General features: G+C 71.8%; 16 protein-coding genes and 1 pseudogene. 10 read left to right on the top strand and 7 right to left on the bottom strand.

From position 1 onward, the window contains the following. Positions 1 to 289: 289 nt before the first annotated feature. The 8 genes from ABEA82_RS23030 to ABEA82_RS23000 all read left to right on the top strand — a co-directional run bounded on the left by ABEA82_RS23030 (position 290) and on the right by ABEA82_RS23000 (position 6672). The gene (locus ABEA82_RS23030; protein ID WP_345663512.1) at positions 290 to 1066 is read left to right on the top strand and encodes an amino acid ABC transporter ATP-binding protein; all 777 of its coding nucleotides are present in this window, start codon (positions 290 to 292) and stop codon (positions 1064 to 1066) included. 83 nt (positions 1067 to 1149) lie between these two features. Continuing rightward, the gene (locus ABEA82_RS23025; protein WP_345663511.1) at positions 1150 to 1989 is read left to right on the top strand and encodes a glutamate ABC transporter substrate-binding protein; all 840 of its coding nucleotides are present in this window, start codon (positions 1150 to 1152) and stop codon (positions 1987 to 1989) included. Positions 1990 to 2066: 77 nt separating this feature from the next. Next, positions 2067 to 2732: an amino acid ABC transporter permease gene (locus ABEA82_RS23020; RefSeq protein ID WP_345663510.1), complete on the top strand. Its 666-nt coding sequence runs from the start codon at positions 2067 to 2069 to the stop codon at positions 2730 to 2732. Continuing rightward, the gene (locus ABEA82_RS23015; protein WP_345663509.1) at positions 2729 to 3625 is read left to right on the top strand and encodes an amino acid ABC transporter permease; all 897 of its coding nucleotides are present in this window, start codon (positions 2729 to 2731) and stop codon (positions 3623 to 3625) included. Before ABEA82_RS23020 ends, ABEA82_RS23015 begins: the two co-directional genes overlap by 4 nt. Positions 3626 to 3801: 176 nt before the next feature. Further along, positions 3802 to 5409: an FAD-dependent monooxygenase gene (locus ABEA82_RS23010; RefSeq protein WP_345663508.1), complete on the top strand. Its 1608-nt coding sequence runs from the start codon at positions 3802 to 3804 to the stop codon at positions 5407 to 5409. Between the two features lie 20 nt (positions 5410 to 5429). Then, the gene (locus ABEA82_RS38710; protein WP_423655954.1) at positions 5430 to 5591 is read left to right on the top strand and encodes a putative leader peptide; all 162 of its coding nucleotides are present in this window, start codon (positions 5430 to 5432) and stop codon (positions 5589 to 5591) included. Between the two features lie 101 nt (positions 5592 to 5692). Further along, positions 5693 to 6244: a cupin domain-containing protein gene (locus tag ABEA82_RS23005; RefSeq protein ID WP_345663507.1), complete on the top strand. Its 552-nt coding sequence runs from the start codon at positions 5693 to 5695 to the stop codon at positions 6242 to 6244. Next, positions 6241 to 6672, top strand: a complete 432-nt coding sequence (locus ABEA82_RS23000) for a rhodanese-like domain-containing protein (protein ID WP_345663506.1) — start codon at positions 6241 to 6243, stop codon at positions 6670 to 6672. The genes ABEA82_RS23005 and ABEA82_RS23000 overlap by 4 nt, the downstream gene beginning before the upstream one ends. Positions 6673 to 6733: 61 nt before the next feature. Here ABEA82_RS23000 and recX read toward each other — a convergent pair whose 3' ends face one another. The 4 genes from recX to ABEA82_RS22980 form a co-directional block, all read right to left on the bottom strand. Continuing rightward, on the bottom strand, positions 6734 to 7528 hold the full coding sequence (gene recX, locus ABEA82_RS22995; protein WP_345663505.1) for a recombination regulator RecX: 795 nt from the start codon (positions 7526 to 7528) through the stop codon (positions 6734 to 6736). Between the two features lie 3 nt (positions 7529 to 7531). Then, positions 7532 to 8656, bottom strand: a complete 1125-nt coding sequence (gene recA, locus ABEA82_RS22990; protein WP_345663504.1) for a recombinase RecA — start codon at positions 8654 to 8656, stop codon at positions 7532 to 7534. A 230-nt stretch (positions 8657 to 8886) separates the two neighbouring features. Next, positions 8887 to 10047 (bottom strand): AI-2E family transporter, encoded by a 1161-nt coding sequence (locus ABEA82_RS22985; protein ID WP_345663894.1) that lies wholly within the window; start codon positions 10045 to 10047, stop codon positions 8887 to 8889. A 242-nt stretch (positions 10048 to 10289) separates the two neighbouring features. Next, the gene (locus ABEA82_RS22980) at positions 10290 to 10484 is read right to left on the bottom strand and encodes a DUF3046 domain-containing protein (RefSeq protein ID WP_345663503.1); all 195 of its coding nucleotides are present in this window, start codon (positions 10482 to 10484) and stop codon (positions 10290 to 10292) included. Between the two features lie 79 nt (positions 10485 to 10563). Between ABEA82_RS22980 and ABEA82_RS22975 the strand changes: the two genes are divergently transcribed. Further along, positions 10564 to 11508: a hypothetical protein gene (locus ABEA82_RS22975; protein ID WP_345663502.1), complete on the top strand. Its 945-nt coding sequence runs from the start codon at positions 10564 to 10566 to the stop codon at positions 11506 to 11508. Here the strand turns inward: ABEA82_RS22975 and ABEA82_RS22970 are convergent, their stop codons facing one another. From ABEA82_RS22970 to ABEA82_RS22960, 3 genes and pseudogenes are all read right to left on the bottom strand, one after another. Further along, positions 11509 to 11820, bottom strand: coding sequence for an AzlD domain-containing protein (locus ABEA82_RS22970; protein ID WP_345663501.1), 312 nt, complete (start codon positions 11818 to 11820; stop codon positions 11509 to 11511). After that, a complete protein-coding gene (locus ABEA82_RS22965; RefSeq protein WP_345663500.1) occupies positions 11817 to 12539 on the bottom strand; it encodes an AzlC family ABC transporter permease in 723 nt (240 codons plus the stop codon). Before ABEA82_RS22965 ends, ABEA82_RS22970 begins: the two co-directional genes overlap by 4 nt. After that, positions 12455 to 13393: pseudogene (locus ABEA82_RS22960) on the bottom strand (AraC family transcriptional regulator); the annotation flags it as partial. The pseudogene ABEA82_RS22960 and the gene ABEA82_RS22965, both read right to left, overlap by 85 nt. A 66-nt stretch (positions 13394 to 13459) precedes the next feature. Between ABEA82_RS22960 and ABEA82_RS22955 the strand changes: the two are divergent. Further along, positions 13460 to 18382 (top strand): ATP-dependent helicase, encoded by a 4923-nt coding sequence (locus ABEA82_RS22955; protein WP_345663498.1) that lies wholly within the window; start codon positions 13460 to 13462, stop codon positions 18380 to 18382. Positions 18383 to 18585 lie beyond the last annotated feature (203 nt).

Genomic DNA, 18585 nt, shown 5'->3' with positions numbered 1-18585 from the left:
CGGGCCCCCTTCGGTTCACTGGCCGTACGCTCTGGATCTGTACAAAAACGCGTGCACCCGCGCGCGTGCATCCTGTGCAGTCACGCTGATGGATGAGGACGGCGTCAAGAGGGTTCCGGTTGCGGAGAGCTTCCGTTACCCGGCCGATATGAGCGCTGCTCATAAGTGCTACGACACGTGTCCGATTGCTATCGGATCGTGATGCTCAGATTCCCCTCAGATGTAATGACGCAGGTCGTGGACCGTCACTACTGTCCTCCGAAACCGAGGAGGACGGAGCCTTAGAGCGATGACCGAAGTATCGGTGGCCAAGGAAGATGTGGCCGCGACCGGCGAACTGGTCGTCCTGAAGAGCGTCAACAAGCACTTCGGCGCGTTGCACGTGCTCCAGGACATCGACATGACGATCGCCCGTGGCGAAGTCGTCGTGGTCATCGGGCCCTCCGGGTCCGGGAAGTCCACCCTGTGCCGCACCATCAACCGTCTGGAGACGATCGACTCCGGCTCGATCACGATCGACGGCAAGCCGCTGCCCGCCGAGGGCAAGGAGCTGGCCCGGCTGCGGGCCGACGTGGGGATGGTCTTCCAGTCCTTCAACCTCTTCGCGCACAAGACCGTGCTCGAGAACGTGATGCTCGGCCAGATCAAGGTCCGCAAGAAGGACAAGAAGGCGGCCGAGGAGCGGGCCCGGGCCCTGCTCGACCGGGTCGGCGTGGGCGCGCAGGCCGAGAAGTACCCGGCGCAGCTCTCCGGCGGCCAGCAGCAGCGCGTCGCCATCGCGCGGGCCCTGGCCATGGAGCCGAAGGTCATGCTCTTCGACGAGCCCACCTCGGCGCTCGACCCCGAGATGATCAACGAGGTGCTGGAGGTCATGCAGCAGCTCGCCCGCGACGGCATGACCATGATCGTCGTCACCCACGAGATGGGCTTCGCACGATCGGCTGCAAACCGCGTGGTCTTCATGGCGGACGGCCGGATCGTCGAGGAGGCTGCGCCCGACCAGTTCTTCAGCAACCCGCGCAGTGACCGTGCCAAGGACTTCCTGTCGAAGATCCTGCACCACTGACGGTGCCGGTCGCGCCGGACGCGACCCGCGTCGCCCACCCCCTGAGGGCCCGCATCTCCTTCACCAGCCAAAGGATGTTCACCATGAAGCTCCGCAAGGTCACCGCCGCCTCGGCCACCGTGTTCGCTCTCGCCCTGACCGCCACCGCGTGCGGCGGCAACAACAGCACGGGCGGCGACTCCGGCTCGGGTGGCGGCAAGTCGATCACGGTCGGCATCAAGTTCGACCAGCCCGGCCTCGGCCAGAAGACGCCGCAGGGCTACGCCGGCTTCGACGTCGACGTCGCCACGTACGTCGCGAAGAAGCTCGGTTACAACGCGGACCAGATCGAGTGGAAGGAGTCGAAGAGCGGCGACCGCGAGACCATGCTGAAGCGTGGCGACGTCGACTTCATCGCCGCGACCTACTCGATCACTCCCGAGCGCCAGAAGCTGGTCGACTTCGCCGGTCCGTACCTGCTGGCCCACCAGGACGTGCTGGTCCGCGCCGACGACAACAAGATCAAGTCGCCGAAGGACCTGAACAACGCCAAGCTCTGCTCGGTGACCGGCTCCACCTCGGCACAGAACGTCAAGGACAAGCTGGCGCCCAAGGCGCAGCTGCAGCCCTACCCGACGTACTCCGCCTGTCTCCCCGGCCTCCAGAACGGTGCCGTGGACGCGCTGACCACCGACGACTCGATCCTCGCCGGTTACGCCGCCCAGGCGCAGTTCAAGGGCAAGTTCAAGCTCGGCGGCTTCAAGCTGACGAACGAGAACTACGGCATCGGCGTCAAGAAGGGCAGCGACCTCAAGGACAAGATCAACAAGGCCCTTGAGGACATGGTCGCCGACGGCGCCTGGCAGAAGGCCGTGGACAAGAACCTCGGTCCGGCGAACTACAAGAACGAGCCCGCGCCGAAGATCGGCGACATCAAGAGCTGAGGCCCAACGCCTGACAGGTGCGCCGCTGTCCGAGGCGGCGCACCGGGGCATCCCTATACGCGGAAGCGCGGGAGATCGTGTTCGACTTTCTTGAGGATTACGACCTGCTGGGAGCCTTCTGGACGACAGTGCAGCTCGCTGCGCTCTCCGCCGTCGGCTCCCTGATCTGGGGCACCCTGCTGGCCGCCATGCGCGTCGGCCCGGTGCCGCTGATGCGCGGCTTCGGGACCGCGTACGTGAACATCGTGCGGAACATCCCGCTGACCGTGATCATCCTGTTCACGTCGCTGGGCCTGAACCAGACGCTGGGTGTCTCCCTCGGCGCGGACGACGTCGAGACGATCAACTTCCGGCTCGCGGTCCTGGGCCTGATCTTCTACACGTCGTCCTTCGTCTGCGAGGCGCTGCGCTCCGGCATCAACACCGTGCCCGTCGGGCAGGCGGAGGCGGCTCGCGCGATCGGTCTCAACTTCCGCCAGGTGCTGAGCCTGGTCGTGCTGCCGCAGGCATTCCGCTCCTCCGTGGTCCCGCTGGCGAACGTGCTGATCGCCCTCATCAAGAACACCACGGTGGCCGCTGCCATCGGTGTCGCCGAAGCGGCGGTGCTGATGAAGGAGATGATCGAGAACGAAGCCCAGCTGCTGTTGATCTCCGCGATCATCGCCTTCGGTTTCGTGGTTCTGACGCTGCCGACCGGCCTCTTCCTCGGCTGGGTGGGCAAGAAGGTGGCGGTGAAGCGATGAGCTCCGTTCTGTACGACGCCCAGGGGCCTCGCGCCAAGCGGCGCAACGTCGTCCTCACGGTGATCTTCCTGGTCGCCGTCGCCGCCCTGCTGTGGTGGGTGTACAAGGCCCTCAAGGACAAGGGCCAGCTGGAATGGGCCCTGTGGGAACCGTTCTTCTCCGGCACCGAGGCCTGGTCCACGTACATCTGGCCGGGCCTGCAGAACACCTTGAAGGCCGCCGCCCTGGCAGTGATCATCGCGCTGCCGCTCGGCGCGGTCCTCGGCATCGCCCGTCTGTCGGACCACGCCTGGGTCCGGGCGCCGGCCTCGATCGTGGTCGAGTTCTTCCGGTCCATCCCCGTGCTGGTCCTGATGATCTTCGGCCTCGCCCTGTTCGCCCAGTACACCAACGTCTCCTCCGACGACCGTCCGCTCTACGCGGTCGTCACCGGTCTGGTGCTGTACAACGCCTCGGTCCTCGCCGAGATCGTCCGGGCGGGCATCCTGTCCCTGCCCAAGGGCCAGTCCGAGGCGGCGATGGCGATCGGTCTGCGCAAGGGCCAGCTGATGCGCCTGATCCTGCTGCCGCAGGCGGTCACCGCGATGCTCCCGGCCATCGTGAGCCAGCTCGTCGTGATCGTGAAGGACACCGCGCTCGGCGGCGCCGTCCTCACCTACTCCGAGCTGCTCTCCTCGGCGAACACGATGAGCGGCTACTACGGCGCCAACGTCATCGCCAGCTTCACGGTCGTGGCCGTCATCTTCATCGCGCTCAACTTCGCCCTCACCTCGTTCGCGAGCTGGCTGGAGCGCCGGCTGCGGCGGGCCAAGAAGTCGACGGGCGCTGTCGTGGGCGCGAACGACGCGCAGATCGCCGGCACGGCGGGGACCGGCGGCGGAGGCACCGTCTGACACCCGGTCACCTCACGTGACACACTAAGGGGCAGTGGCATGATCGCCACTGCCCCTGGTCACTTGACGCAAGCACCGGCAATGGGTTGCATACGTTCTGTGATCGTGCACCCTGCTCCGACTTCGTGTTCACCTACGTCTCTCAGGACAGCACCACGGGCAGGGGGCGCCGCGCCGTGGACCCGGTGATCATCGTCGGAGCCGGCCCCGTCGGGCTCACGCTCGCCTTGGCGCTGGCGCGTCAGCAGGTGCCCTGTGTCGTCCTCGACGAGGGGCCGGGCAAGGACGAACCCCGTGCGGCGCGCACCGTCGTCCTGCGCGAGGACACCGCCGCCCTCGTGGAACGGCTGGCCGGGGTGTCCCTGGCCCGGGCCGGTGCCCGCTGGGTCGGATGGCGGTCGATGCGGCGCCGGCAGGTGATGCGCGAGATCGTCTTCGACGGCTCCGAGCCGCCCCCGCTGCACATCGCCCAGCACGTCCTGACCGGCGTGCTGCGCGCGGCCCTGTCGGGTGAGCGGTTCGTCAAGGTCGCCGTGGAGAGCCGCTTGGACGGCATCGAACAGGAGTCCTCGGGTGTGACGGCCCATACCCGTGGACCCAAGGGCACGTACTGGCGCGGCAGTTATCTGGTCGGGTGCGACGGCCCCCGCTCGACCGTGCGCAAGATCCAGGACATCCGTTTCCCGGGCCGTACGGCGGTGGAACGTCATGCCGTCGCCGCCCTCCGTACGGAACTGCCCTGGTCCGACGAGGCGTTGCTGCACCGCATGCCGCCGTGGCGCATGTCGGGCCCCTCGGCCGGCGAGGTCACCGCGCGACCGCTGCCGGACGGCGTCTGGCGCCTGGACTGGCTCCTGCCGCCCGGCAAGGACCTGGTCACCCCCGAGCTGCTGCTGACCCGCATCCGGGAGACCCTGGCGGGCTGGGCGGGCGGAGCCACCCCGCCGTACGAGCTCCTGGACACCGGCGTCCACACCGTCCATCACCGTCTGGCACGCCGCTGGCGCGCCGACCGCGTCTTCCTCGCCGGGGACGCCGCCCACCTGCTCGGCGCCATGGGCACGCACGGCCTGGACGAGGGCCTCCGGGACGCCGACAACCTCGCCTGGAAGCTGGCCCTGGCCTGGCATCACGGGCCGCACGAAGCGCTCCTCGACAGCTATCAGACCGAACGGCGGGCGGTCGTCGCCGCCCGGCTGCGCGCCGCCGACCAGGCGCTGCCGCTGCTGCGCGGCGGCGGGGGCCTGCGCTCCTACGTGCCCGGCTCGACCCGTGGGCACGACACGCTGCTCACGGAGGGTCACCTGGGGCACGGCCAGCTCGGCGCGCCGGGAGCGTACGCCGACTCGCCGCTCGCTCCCGGGAAGCTCGAAGGGGAGGTCCCCGTCGACACGCCGCCCGGAGCCCCGGTGACCGACGTACGGGTCACCGCGGAGGACGGCACGTTCGTGCGGTTGAGGGACCGGCTCGGCCGGGGTTCGCTGCTCGTGGTGCTGATCGCGCCGGGCACGAGTGTGTGGGAGCGCAAGCACTGGGCCGGCGCGGGCATCATGCCCCGGCTCGCGGCCGCGGTCTCGGCGCTGCCGCACCACGCCGAGCTGCTGGTCGCAGAGAGCTATCCGGGTGCGGCCGCGCACACGGTGCTCCTGGTGCGCCCCGACGGGCACCTCGTCACCGCCCTGAGCGGGGTGCGCCCGGCCGATCTGTACACGGCGGCGCAGGCCACGGTGGGCGGACCGGCGAAGGCGCAGGCCGAGGCAGGTGCGTCGGCCGGCTCGCGCTGACGCCTGGGTGCCGGAGGGACGTGACCCCTGTCACCGTGCGTCCGCATGGTGACAGTGAGTTGACCGGCCCGGACGGTCATGGTGTACTCCGGTGCGTGACCGACACCTGTGTGCGCCTGTGGCGGAGGGTCCATATGGACCTCCTCCGCTATGCGGGCTGCGTGTGTCGCCCGTCCTGCTGACTTCGCGTCTTCCCTTCCCCCGCGCGCGCCGCGCTCTGTCTGCCGCGGCTCCGACGCGCCTGCCTCGCGAAACCCTCGACAGGACCTCCAGGACGGCACCCGTGTCTGCATCCCCTTCCGCATCCCCGTCTGTCCCCTCCTCCGTCTCCGGCGCCGGTGCGGCGCCCACCCAGGCCGACCTCTTCGACTTCGTGCGCCGTATGGCGGCCGACACCGAGCTGATCGCCTCCCTGCCGCTCGACCCCGAGGGCCGCACCTGGGTGCGGCTGGACGGGCCCGGCGGCAGCGAGGCCTGGCTGATCGGCTGGCCGCCCGGCACGGGCACCGGCTGGCACGACCACGCCGAATCGGTCGGCGCCTTTCTGACCGCCTCGGGCGAGCTCAAGGAGAACTCGCTCGCCGCGCGGCTGCCCGCCGACGGCTGGAAGACCCTCGAGCTCTCCGACGACGTCGACAGGGAACGCCGGCTGACGGCCGGCCAGGGCCGCGCCTTCGGCCGGCACCATGTCCACGAGGTGCTCAACGATTCCTCCGACCGGCACGCGATCTCCGTGCACGCCTACTACCCTCCCCTTCCGCAGATCCGCCGCTACAGCCGCAGCGGCCCGATCCTGCGGCTCGAGCAGGTGGAGCGACCGGAGGACTGGCAGTGAGCGACAAGGGGCAGCAGCTGAACTCCGACGTCCGGCCTCCTGTCGGCCCTCCCGTCGGCATCGACGAGTTGCTGGAGCGCGTACGGGCGGGCTACGAGCGGATCGAGCCGCAGCAGGCGCACGAGGCCGCCCGGGCCGGTGACGCGCTGCTGGTGGACATCCGCTACGCCGCCCTGCGCGAACGGGACGGCCTCATCCCCGGTGCCGTCGTCGTCGAGCGCAACGAGCTGGAGTGGCGCCTCGACCCGCAGGGCAGCCATCGTCTTCCCGAGGCCACGCGTCACGACCTGCGCATCGTCGTGATCTGCAACGAGGGCTACGCCTCCAGCCTGGCGGTCCAGTCCCTGCGCGAGCTGGGACTGCACCGGGCCACCGATCTGGTCGGCGGGTTCCAGGCCTGGCGAGGGGCGGGGCTTCCCGTGGGTTGATCACTCCGCCGGGCCCGGAGCTGTCTCTCCCACGAGCGGAGCGGCCTCCTCCACGCGAAGCTCAGAACTGTTCCTCGCCCAGGAACTCCGCGTCCTCCCCCTCCTCCTCCAGCGCTCGCCGCACCACGCGCAGGGCCATGCCCTCCGGGTAGCCCTTGCGGGCGAGCATGCCCGCGAGGCGGCGGAGCCGCTTGTCGCGGTCGAGCCCACGGGTGGAGCGGAGCTTGCGGTCGACGAGCTCACGCGCGGTCTCCTCCTCCTGCTCGGAGTCCAGCTGGGAGACGGCCGCGTCGATCAGCGTGGAGTCGACACCCTTGGTCCGCAGCTCCTGGGCGAGCGCACGCCGGGCCAGTCCGCGGCCGTGGTGCCGGGACTCCACCCAGGCCTCGGCGAAGGCACCGTCGTTGATGAGGCCGACCTCTTCGAACCGCGACAGCACCTCCTCGGCGGCGTCGTCCGGGATCTGCCGCTTGCGCAGGGCGTCGGCGAGTTGCTTGCGGGTCCGCGGGGTCCCGGTGAGCAGGCGCAGGCAGATCGCCCGCGCCTGCTCCACCGGGTCCGCGGGAGGCTCCCCCTCCTCGGCCCTCGACGGGGAGCGGGCACCTCCGTCCTCGGCGATCACCTCACCGAAGCCACGCCGGCGACGCCCACGCCCGTGACGCGCCCCGGAGCCACGCTGCGAGCCGCTGCCCCGGGAGCCCTCGCCGTACAGCCCTTCGTCACCCTCGTACAGCCGGTCGTCCCCGGACGTGTCCTCCCCGTCCACGGCCGAGCCCGTGTCGCCTCCGGTGCCCCTCCCCCGTGGGGCGCCGGAGGCGGCGTACTCGTACTCCGCCCAGTCGGTTCGTCGTGTCACGGGTCAGCTCTTGGCTGCGGCGGCCTTGGACTTGCTGCTCTTGGCCGCTGCGGGGGCGGGCGCCGCCGCGGCGTCGGCCGGTGCCGCGGAGACCGCGGCGTCCGTGCCCGGCTCGGCCGCCGGCTCCTCGGGACGCACGCCGACGCCCAGCTTCTCCTTGATCTTCTTCTCGATCTCGTTGGCCAGGTCGGGGTTGTCCTTCAGGAAGTTGCGCGCGTTCTCCTTGCCCTGGCCGAGCTGGTCGCCCTCGTACGTGTACCAGGCGCCGGCCTTGCGGACGAAGCCGTGCTCCACGCCCATGTCGATCAGGCCGCCCTCGCGGCTGATGCCCTGGCCGTAGAGGATGTCGAACTCGGCCTGCTTGAAGGGCGGCGCGACCTTGTTCTTGACGACCTTGCAGCGGGTGCGGTTGCCGACCGCCTCGGTGCCGTCCTTCAGGGTCTCGATGCGGCGGATGTCGATACGCACCGAGGCGTAGAACTTCAGCGCCCGGCCACCGGTCGTGGTCTCCGGGGAGCCGAACATCACGCCGATCTTCTCGCGGAGCTGGTTGATGAAGATCGCGGTGGTCTTGGACTGGTTGAGCGCGCTGGTGATCTTCCGCAGGGCCTGGCTCATCAGGCGGGCCTGCAGACCCACGTGACTGTCACCCATCTCGCCCTCGATCTCCGCGCGCGGGACGAGCGCGGCGACGGAGTCGATGACGATGAGGTCGAGGGCGCCGGAGCGGACCAGCATGTCCACGATCTCCAGGGCCTGCTCGCCGTTGTCCGGCTGGGAGAGGATCAGATTGTCGATGTCGACGCCGAGCTTCTTCGCGTACTCGGGGTCCAGCGCGTGCTCCGCGTCGACGAAGGCGACCTGGCCACCGGCCTTCTGCGCGTTCGCCACCGCGTGCAGGGTGAGGGTGGTCTTACCGGAGGACTCCGGTCCGTAGATCTCCACGACCCGGCCGCGCGGCAGGCCGCCCACGCCGAGCGCCACGTCGAGGGCGGTGGACCCGGTCGAGATGACCTCGATGGGCTCCTTGGTCCGGTCACCCATGCGCATGACCGCGCCCTTGCCGAATTGCCGTTCAATCTGTGCGAGCGCGGCATCCAGGGCCTTCTCGCGGTCGGTTCCTGCCATGGGTTCCACCCGATTTGCTTGAGTCGATCGCTTCACGTCAAAGACGCTAACGCCTGCCACTGACAATGCGCCCCGACGCACGTCCGGCCTGTGGATAACTCGGGCACTTCTCTACCCAAACTACGTCGAAGTGCCCGCCGTTGAGCCTCGCCGGTGCCCCCATAAGAATGGATGTTCGATTTTCGTGTCAAGCGCACCACGGCGTGGGGACCGGAGGCCCGACGACGGGATCAGGCCTTGCCCTGCCCGGGGCCACCGTCCTCCGGCTTCCCCGCTCCCGGCCGCCGTGCCCACAACTGCCGCGCCCGCGTGATCGGGCCCGGCCCCTCTCCCCGTCGGCGATGACCGTGCACCCGGGGGTCGTCCGTTACGTCGTAGCGCTTCACGTACGCCCCCAGGAAGGCCTGGAGCGTGGCGACCGCGGGGATGGCGATCAGTGCGCCGACGGCGCCGAGGAGCGCGGTGCCGGCGATGACCGAGCCGAAGGCGACCGCGGGGTGGATGTCGACGGTCTTGGAGGTCAGCTTGGGCTGGAGCACGTAGTTCTCGAACTGCTGGTAGACCACGACGAACATCAGCACCCACAGCGCGTACCAGGGGTCCACCGTGAACGCGATCAGCATGGGCAGCGCACCCGCGAGATAGGTGCCGATGGTGGGGATGAACTGCGACACCAGCCCCACCCACACGGCGAGCACCGGCGCGTAGGGCACGTCCAGTGCCTGGAGCAGGACGAAGTGGGCCACGCCGGAGATCAGGGCCATCAGACCGCGGGAGTAGATGTACCCGCCGGTCTTGTTGACGGCGATCTCCCACGCGCGCAGCACCTCGGCCTGCCGGGCGGGCGGCAGGACGGAGCAGATCGCGCGGCGCAGCCGAGGGCCGTCCGCGGCGAAGTAGAACGAGAACAGCGCGATCGTCAGCAACTGGAAGAGGCCCCCGATGACCTGGGCGGACACGTCCAGGACACCCGTGGCGCTGTTCTGCACGTAGTTGCGCAGCCAGTCGGAGCGGAGCAGGCCCTCCTGGATGTCCACGCGCTTCAAGTCGGTGTTGAAGTGTGTGTTGATCCAGTGGATGACGGAGTCGAGGTACTCCGGGAAGCCCTCGATCAGCTTGATGATCTGGTCCGCGAGGATGGAACCGAGCAGCGTGACGAAGCCCGCGCCCACGATGATCACGCCGATGAAGACGACGAACGTGGCCAGCCCCCTGCGGATGCCGCGCGAGGCCATCCAGCTCACCGCCGGTTCGATGGCCAGCGCCAGGAAGAACGCGATGAGGATGTTGATCAGCAGGCTGGTGAGCTGGTGGAAGGCCCAACTGCCCAGCTGGAACGCGGCGACGAGGGCGAGTGCGAGCACCATGGCGCGGGGCAGCCACCGCGGCATACGGCCGTTCGGCCCTGCGGCGGTCCCGCCGGCCGGGGGCCCGGTGGGCGGTGTCGTACCGGACGTGGAGGAGTACCCGGCTGCCTGGCCGGGCTCGTCGGTCGCCGCCCGCCCGGGCTCGTCGGTCGATGCCTGCCCGGTCTCGTCAGTTGGTGCCACGAACCAAGTCTCGCCCACGTCACCGACAGCCGTCTGCCCGCGTGCGATCTTCGTGAGAGCCGGTCAGCGGCCTCCACCAGAGGTCAACGCTTCTCCCTCGGCACGTCCATCACCGCACACACCACCTGCCAGACCCGCTTGGCGTCCCAGCCGGCGTCGAGCGCCTCGTGCACCGTGCGCCCACCCAGCTCCGACATCACGTGGTCACGCGCGAAGGTGTCGGCGTAGCCAGGACCGAAGTGCTCCGCCATCCGCTGCCAGAAGACCGTCAACCGCATGCCTCCAGTATCCCGCCCCCGGGTTGGGCCTGGGCCGGGACCGCCTGTCGGCACCGCTTTCCGCCCTACGGTCTGACCCATGGCCGACACAGGAGCTTCCGCACTCCCCCCGACGCCCCCGCCGCACAGCGCCGTCGCGCGCGCGGAGCGCTTCGTCTGGCTCACCGCGCGCGTGCTCGAGCGGCGCCTCTTCGCCCACCACTTCCGGGGCGCCACCGCCGACCCGGTGGAGACCGCTCTGGATGCCTACCGCAACGAGGACGGCGGGTACGGCCACGCTCTGGAGCCCGATCTGCGCGACCCGGTCAGCCGGCCGCCGCACACCGCCCACGCTCTGCGGGTCCTGGACGCGGTGGGACGTTGCGCCGGCCAGCGCGTGGAGCGTATGTGCCGTTACCTGACGTCGGTGTCCACTGCGGACGGCGCCCTCCCGGCGGTCCGTCCGAGCCGGCGCGACGACCCCGCGGCGCCCTTCGTCAAGGTCGAGGACGACCCGCCCAGCGCCCTCCTGGCCACAGGGCCGGTCGTGGGGCTGCTGCACCGCAACGAGGTGTGGCACGCCTGGCTGTTCCGGGCCACGGACTTCTGCTGGCAGGCGGTCGAGTCACTGGAGGAGCCCCACCCGGACGAGATCGAGGCCGCCGTGGCCTTCCTGGACTCGGTCCCCGACCGCCCGCGCGCCCAGGCGGCCGCCGACCGTCTGGGCCGCCTGGTGCGCGCCCACCGCCTCGCGGCCCTGGACCCCGACGCCCTGGACGGCTACCCGGTCGGCCCCGGCCACGCCCCGGGCGAGCACCACTTCCCGCACGACTACGCGAGAACACCGCGCTCCCTCGCGCGCGCGTGGTTCACGGACGACGAGATGGCCCGCTCCCTCGACCACCTCGCGGCCCAGCAGCAGGAGGACGGCGGCTGGCCTGTGCGCGGGCGCCACTGGCCCCCGGCGGCCACCATGGAGGCCCGCCCCGTGGCGACGATCGAGGCCCTGCGCACGCTCCGGTCCCACGGCCGCCCCGTCGTCTGATCACCCCGCGCCCATGGCCCGCGCCCCGGCGGTCACCACCACGGCAGCCCCGACGACGAGCAGGAACGGGGCGCGCAGCATCAGCGTCACGGCCGCGGCGGCGAGCCCCGCGGCCCGCGCGTCCAGCACCAGCGTCTGCCCGTCGGCGAACGTCTGCTGGGCCGTGAGGGCCGCGAGCAGCGCTACGGGCAGCAGCGCGGCAAGCCGCTTGACGACGGGCCGTTCCAGGGCCCCCGCGGGCACCAGCAGCCCGGCCAGCTTGACGGCGTAGCACCCGAGGACGGTCACCCCGATCGCGATCCACACGTTCACCGCTCAGTCCTCTCTCGGCTGCGCCGGCCGTCCGCCCACAGCACGACCGGCGCCGCCAGCGCGGCCAGCAGCACCGGCACCCCGGCGGGCAGCACGGGCAGCAGCCCGAGCCCCAGCAGCACGGCGAGTCCGGCCACGGCCCGCTCGGTGCCGGTCCTCAGCATCGGCGCGAGCAGGGCCAGGAACACCGCTGGACCGGCGGCGTCCAGCCCCCAGGCGTCGGTGTCCCCGATGGCCTCGGCGCCGAGGGCACCGAGCAGTGTGGTGAGGTTCCACAGCAGGTACAGCGTCAGCCCGGTCACGAAGAATCCGATCCGGGCACTGCGCCGCGTGGGCTGGGCGAGCGCGACGGCGGCCGTCTCGTCGATCACCCACTGCGCGGCGAACGGGCGCACCGCGCGCGGGAGGGCCAGCAGCTGCGACAGCCGCAAGCCGTAGAAGGCGTTCCGCACGCCCAGGAAGAAGGCCCCGGCAGCGGCCGTGAACGGACTTCCTCCCGCCGCGAGAGCCCCCACCAGGGCGAACTGGGACGCCCCGGTGAACACCAGCAGACTGAGCGCGCACGTCTGCAACAGCGTGAGTCCGCTGCCCGCCGACGTCACCCCGAAGGCGAACCCGGAGAGTCCGACCGCCACCCCGACGCCCAGGGCGTCCCGCACGACGGCGCGGTCCGGCTTCCCATCGGTCCCGGTATCTCTGAGAGCTGTTCGTTCTGCCACGCCCCGCACGCTACGAGCAGCCGCTACCCCCGGTCTTGTACGTTCTTGCGCTCCCGCTGATACGCCCCCGGAGGCACGCCGACGATCCTGCTGAAGTGCCGGTTGAGATGCGGCTGGTCGGTGAACCCGACGGCCACGGCGACCTCTGAGGGCGCCGTCCCCAGGTCCAGCAGCCGCCGCGCCCGCCGTACCCGCGCATCGGTGAGCCACGCGTGGGGCGGCATCCCGTAGGCGTCCCGGAAGGCCCGCAGCAGCGCGAAGGGACCGGTTCCCAGCTCGGCGGCCAACCGCTCCAGACTCGGCGGCCGGGCCATCCGCTCCTCCAGCACCCCACGCGCGCGTGCCGCGATCCTGGTCCCCGCCGTCGGCACCTCCCGCCGTGGCATCGGCCCGCCGTTCAACCGCAGCAGCCTGGTCACGGCGACCCGCAGCAACGTGTCGGCGGCCAGGGCGTTGCCCTCGTCGGCCGCCCGCAGCACCTGGTGCACCAGTCCGACGGCGTACGGATCATCCATCACCGGGTCGACGAAGCCCGGTGTCCCCCGCAGGGCCGTGGTCTCGGCCGCGATCTCCGCCACCACGTCCACCGACGGATACACGGCTCCGTACCGCCACCCCTCGGGCACCCCCGCCCGCCCGGTGTGCGGAGTGTCCGGATTCACCAGTGCCAGAGCCCCGGCGCCCGCGTACTGGTCACCCCCGCCGTGGTGGAACACCTCCACCCCGTCGGCGATGGCGGCGATCACGAAGTTCTCGTGCGTGTGCCGCACGAACGTCTTGCGCACATAGCGGGCCCGCAGCAGATCAACACCGGGCAGCTCGTCGTACTGCCAGTGCCGCGCCCGCTCGTTCATACGGCCATTGTGCCGCTGCGCCACGGGCGGCGGCCCGTTGTCAGTGCCTAGGTGCACGATGGACCCATGGCCAGCCACGCACACCGAGCCCTGGACACCTTCTCCCCCGCGACCCGCGCCTGGTTCACGGGGGCCTTCTCCGCGCCCACCTCCGCCCAGGCCGGCGCATGGCAGGCCATCCACGAGGGCTCGGACGTGCTGGTCGTCGCTCCCACCGGCTCCGGCAAGACCCTGGCCGCCTTCCTGGCGGCCCTGGACCAGCTGGCCTCGACACCGCCCCCCGCCGACCCCAAGAAGCGCTGCCGCGTCCTGTACGTCTCACCGCTGAAGGCCCTGGCCGTGGACGTCGAGCGCAACCTCCGCAGCCCCCTGACCGGCATCCGCCAGGAGTCCGTACGCCTCGGGCTGCCCGAGCCCGAGGTCAAGGTGGGCATCCGGTCGGGCGATACCCCCGCCGCCGAGCGCCGCGCCCTGTCCACCCGCCCGCCGGACATCCTGATCACGACGCCCGAGTCACTCTTCCTGATGCTCACCTCGGCCACCCGCGACGCGCTGACCGGGGTCGACACCGTGATCCTGGACGAGGTGCACGCGGTGGCCGGCACCAAGCGCGGCGCACACCTGGCGCTCTCCCTGGAGCGGCTGGACGACCTGCTCCCGAAGCCCGCCCGCCGCATCGGCCTGTCCGCGACGGTCCGCCCGGTCGACGAGGTGGCCCGTTTCCTCTCGCCCCGCCGCAAGGTGGAGATCGTCCAGCCGGAGTCGGGCAAGGAGTTCGACCTCTCCGTCGTCGTCCCGGTCGAGGACCTGGGCGAGCTGGGCGGCTCCCCGGTGGCGGACGGCTCGGAGGGCGCCGAGCGCCCGTCGATCTGGCCGCACGTCGAGGAGCGGATCACCGACCTCGTCCAGGCCCACCGCTCCACGATCGTCTTCGCGAACTCCCGCCGCCTCGCCGAGCGCCTGTGCAACCGCCTGAACGAGATCGCTTACGAACGGGCCACGGGCGAGTCCCTCGACGAGCATCACTCCCCCGCCGAGCTGATGGGCGGCTCGGGAGCCGCCCAGGGCGCGCCACAGGTCATCGCCCGCGCCCACCACGGCTCGGTGTCGAAGGAGCAGCGCGCGCTGGTCGAGGAGGACCTCAAGGCCGGCCGCCTCCCCGCGGTCGTGGCCACGTCCAGTCTGGAACTGGGCATCGACATGGGTGCGGTGGACCTCGTGGTGCAGGTGGAGTCGCCGCCCTCGGTGGCCTCCGGCCTCCAGCGCGTGGGCCGCGCGGGCCACCAGGTGGGCGCGGTCTCCACGGGCGTGGTCTTCCCGAAGTACCGCGGCGACCTGGTCCAGGCGGCCGTAGTCACCGAACGCATGCGTACCGGCGCCATCGAGTCCCTCCGGGTTCCCGCCAACCCCCTGGACGTGCTGGCCCAGCAGGTCGTCGCCATGACGGCCATGGACAGCTGGCAGTTCGACGACCTCCTCGCCGCGGTGCGCCGGGCCGCTCCCTTCGCCTCACTGCCCGAGTCCGCCTTCACAGCGGTCCTGGACATGCTGGCCGGCCGCTATCCGTCCGACGCGTTCGCGGAGCTGCGCCCGCGTGTGGTGTGGGACCGGGTCACCGGCGAGATCACCGGCCGCCCCGGCGCACAGCGTCTCGCCGTCACCTCCGGAGGCACGATCCCCGACCGGGGACTGTTCGGGGTCTTCCTCGCCGGAGCCGACCCGAAGAAGGGCGGCGGCCGCGTCGGCGAGCTCGACGAGGAGATGGTCTACGAGTCCCGCGTCGGTGACGTCTTCACCCTGGGCACGAGCTCCTGGCGCATCGAGGACATCACCCGCGACCGCGTCCTGGTCTCCCCGGCCCCGGGCGTACCGGGCCGGCTGCCCTTCTGGAAGGGCGACCAGCTCGGCCGGCCGCTGGAGCTGGGCCGGGCGGTGGGCGCCTTCCTGCGCGAGGTCGGCTCCCTGTCCGAGGAAGACGCCCGGTTCCGCCTCGTCGCCGCCGGTCTGGACGCCTGGGCGGCGGACAACGTGCTCTCCTACCTGGCCGAACAGCGCGAGGCCTGCGGCCACGTCCCGGACGACCGGACGATCGTCGTGGAGCGCTTCCGCGACGAGCTCGGCGACTGGCGCGTGGTGGTGCACTCCCCCTTCGGCGCCCAGGTGCACGCCCCCTGGGCGCTCGCGCTCGGCGCCAAGCTCTCCGAGCGGTACGGCATGGACGCGCAGGTCATGCACGCGGACGACGGCATCGTGCTGCGCCTGCCGGACGCCGACCTGATGGGCCTGGACCTGCTGGACCAGGAGCCGGTCAAGATGGGCCGGGAGTACGACGCCGAGCAAGCCCCGGTGGGCGCCGCCGACGTCGTCTTCGACAAGGGCGAGGTCGACCAGGTCGTCACGGACCAGGTGGGCAGCTCAGCCCTGTTCGCCTCCCGTTTCCGCGAGTGCGCCGCCCGTGCGCTGCTGCTGCCGCGTCGCAACCCGGGCAAGCGCACCCCGCTGTGGCAGCAGCGGCAGCGGGCTTCACAGCTGCTTCAGGTGGCGAGCGAGTTCGGCTCGTTCCCGATCGTGCTGGAGGCGGTCCGCGAGTGCCTCCAGGACGTCTTCGACGTGCCCGGGCTCGTCGAGCTGATGGGCGACCTGGAGTCCCGCAAAGTGCGCCTCGTCGAGGTCACGACAGCCGAACCGTCCCCGTTCGCGCGCTCCCTGCTCTTCGGGTACGTCGCCCAGTTCCTGTACGAGGGCGACTCCCCGCTCGCCGAGCGCCGCGCCGCGGCCCTGTCGCTGGACTCACGGCTGCTGGCCGAGCTCCTGGGGCAGGCGGAGCTGCGCGAGCTGCTCGACGCGGAGGTGCTGACGGAGCTGGAGCGGGAGCTTCAGTGGCTCACCGAGGACCGCCGCGTCAAGGACGCCGAGGGCGTCGCGGACATCCTGCGCCTCCTCGGCCCGCTCACGGACGCGGAACTCGCCGAGCGGGGCGCCGAACCGCAGTGGGCACAGGAACTGGCCGGTGCCCGCCGCGCCATCCGGGTGCGGATCGGCGGCGCCGACCACTGGGCGGCGATCGAGGACGCGGGCCGTCTGCGCGACGCGCTGGGCACCGCCCTGCCCGTCGGCGTCCCGGAGGCCTTCACGGAGCCGGTCAAGGACCCGCTCGGCGACCTCCTCGCGCGGTACGCCCGCACCCACGGCCCGTTCACCTCGGCCACGGCGGCGGCCCGCTTCGGTCTGGGCACGGCCGTCACCGAGGGCGCCCTCCAGCGGCTCGCCGCGGCGGGCCGGGTCGTCCAGGGCGAGTTCCATCCGGCCGGGATCGGCCAGGAGTGGTGTGACGCGGCCGTGCTGCGCCGGCTGCGCCGCCGCTCCCTGGCCGCGCTGCGGCACGAGCTGGAGCCGGTGCCCGCGCCGGCGCTCGCCCAGTTCCTCCCCCAGTGGCAGCACATCGGCAAGGGGCACTCCCTGCGCGGCATCGACGGGCTGGTCCGGGCCATCGAACAGGTGCAGGGCGCGTCCGTACCGGCCTCCGCGCTGGAGAAGCTGGTCCTGCCCTCCCGGGTGGTGAACTACACCCCGGCGATGCTGGACGAGCTGACCGCCGCCGGAGAGGTGGTGTGGGCCGGGGCGGGCTCCCTCCCCGGCAAGGACGGCTGGGTCTCCCTCTACCTGGCGGACGCGGCCCCCCTGCTCCTGCCGCCCCCGCACCCCCTGGAGCTGACGGCCCTCCACCAGTCCGTCCTGGACACCCTGTCCGGCGGGTACGGCCTGTTCTTCCGCCAGATCGCCGACCAGGTCCGCGCCACCACCCACCCCGACGCGACCGACCCCCAGCTGGCCGACGCGCTCTGGGACCTCGCCTGGTCCGGGCGTCTGACGAACGACACGCTCACCCCTATGCGCTCCCTGCTCGGCTCGGGCCGCACCGCCGGTTCCACGGCTCACCGTGCCAAGCGCGCGGTCCCGCGCGGCCGCTACGGCTCCCTGACGGCCGCCGCCCGCACCGCGTCCCGCACCGGTCCGCCGACCGTCGCCGGCCGCTGGTCCCTGCTCCCGGCACACGAGCCGGACCCCACGGTGCGGGCCCACGCCCTCGCCCGTACCCTCCTCGACCGGCACGGTGTGGTGACCAGGGGCGCGGTCTCGGCGGAGGGCGTCGAGGGCGGGTTCTCGGCGATCTACCGCGTGCTGTCCGCTTTCGAGGAGAGCGGCCAGGCCCGCCGCGGCTACGTCGTGGAGGGGCTCGGCGCCGCACAGTTCGCGATGGACGGCGCCGTGGACCGCCTGCGCGCGGTGTCCACCGCCCGGGACCGCGGCCAGGATCTGCCCGGCCCCCCGCCGGGCCCCGGCCTGGACCCGTTCCCGGCCCACGACTTCGCGGGGCCGGACGACTCGGCTGCGTCCACCGATCACACCGACGACCCCGGGCACGACGACTTCACCGACTTCGGCGCCGCCTTCGAAGCCCCGGCTCCCCGGCCCGCCGCTGGCGAGTACGTCTCGCCCCGCGACTACCCTCCACAGGGCACCCCGCTCTGGCAGAACGGCGGACGCGCACCGTACGACTCCGGGTTCCCGGGCCGCCGCAACCGCCCGGATCCCGCTTCCCGGGCCGTCGTCCTCGCCGCCGCCGACCCGGCGAACGCGTACGGCGCCGCCCTGTCCTGGCCCGAGCCCCCGACCGGCGCCGGACACAAGCCGGGCCGCAAGGCGGGCTCCCTGGTGGTGCTCGTCGACGGTGAGCTGACGCTCTACATGGAGCGCGGCGGCAAGACCCTGCTGGCCTGGGCCACCGACCCGGACGGCGACCCCGCCGAGGACCCCCGCCTGAGCGCCGCCGCCGAGTCCCTCGCGGCGGCCGCCCGCGCGGGCTCCCTCGGCACGGTCACCGTGGAGCGCGTCAACGGCGCCCAGGCCCTGACCTCCCCCATCGGCGCCCTCCTGGAAGGAGCGGGCTTCATCGCGACTCCGCGCGGCTTGCGCCTGCGCGCTTGACCCCGGCACCACCCGCACGGACCGCCCCTGCGCGCCAGACCCCCACGCCGCACGGGCTGCGCCTGCGCGCCAGACCCCCGCACCACCCGCACGGACCGCGCCTGCGCGCCAGACGCCCACGCCGTGCGGGCTGCGCCTGCGCGCCAGACCCCTGCACCACCCGCACGGACCGCCCCTGCGCACCCGCCCCCGCACCACCCGCA

Source organism: Streptomyces venetus, from assembly GCF_039540295.1.
GTDB classification, from domain to species: Bacteria; Actinomycetota; Actinomycetes; order Streptomycetales; family Streptomycetaceae; genus Streptomyces; species Streptomyces venetus.
The sequence above is the reverse complement of the archived record's forward strand: the minus strand, read 5'-3'. Positions and strand labels throughout refer to the sequence as shown.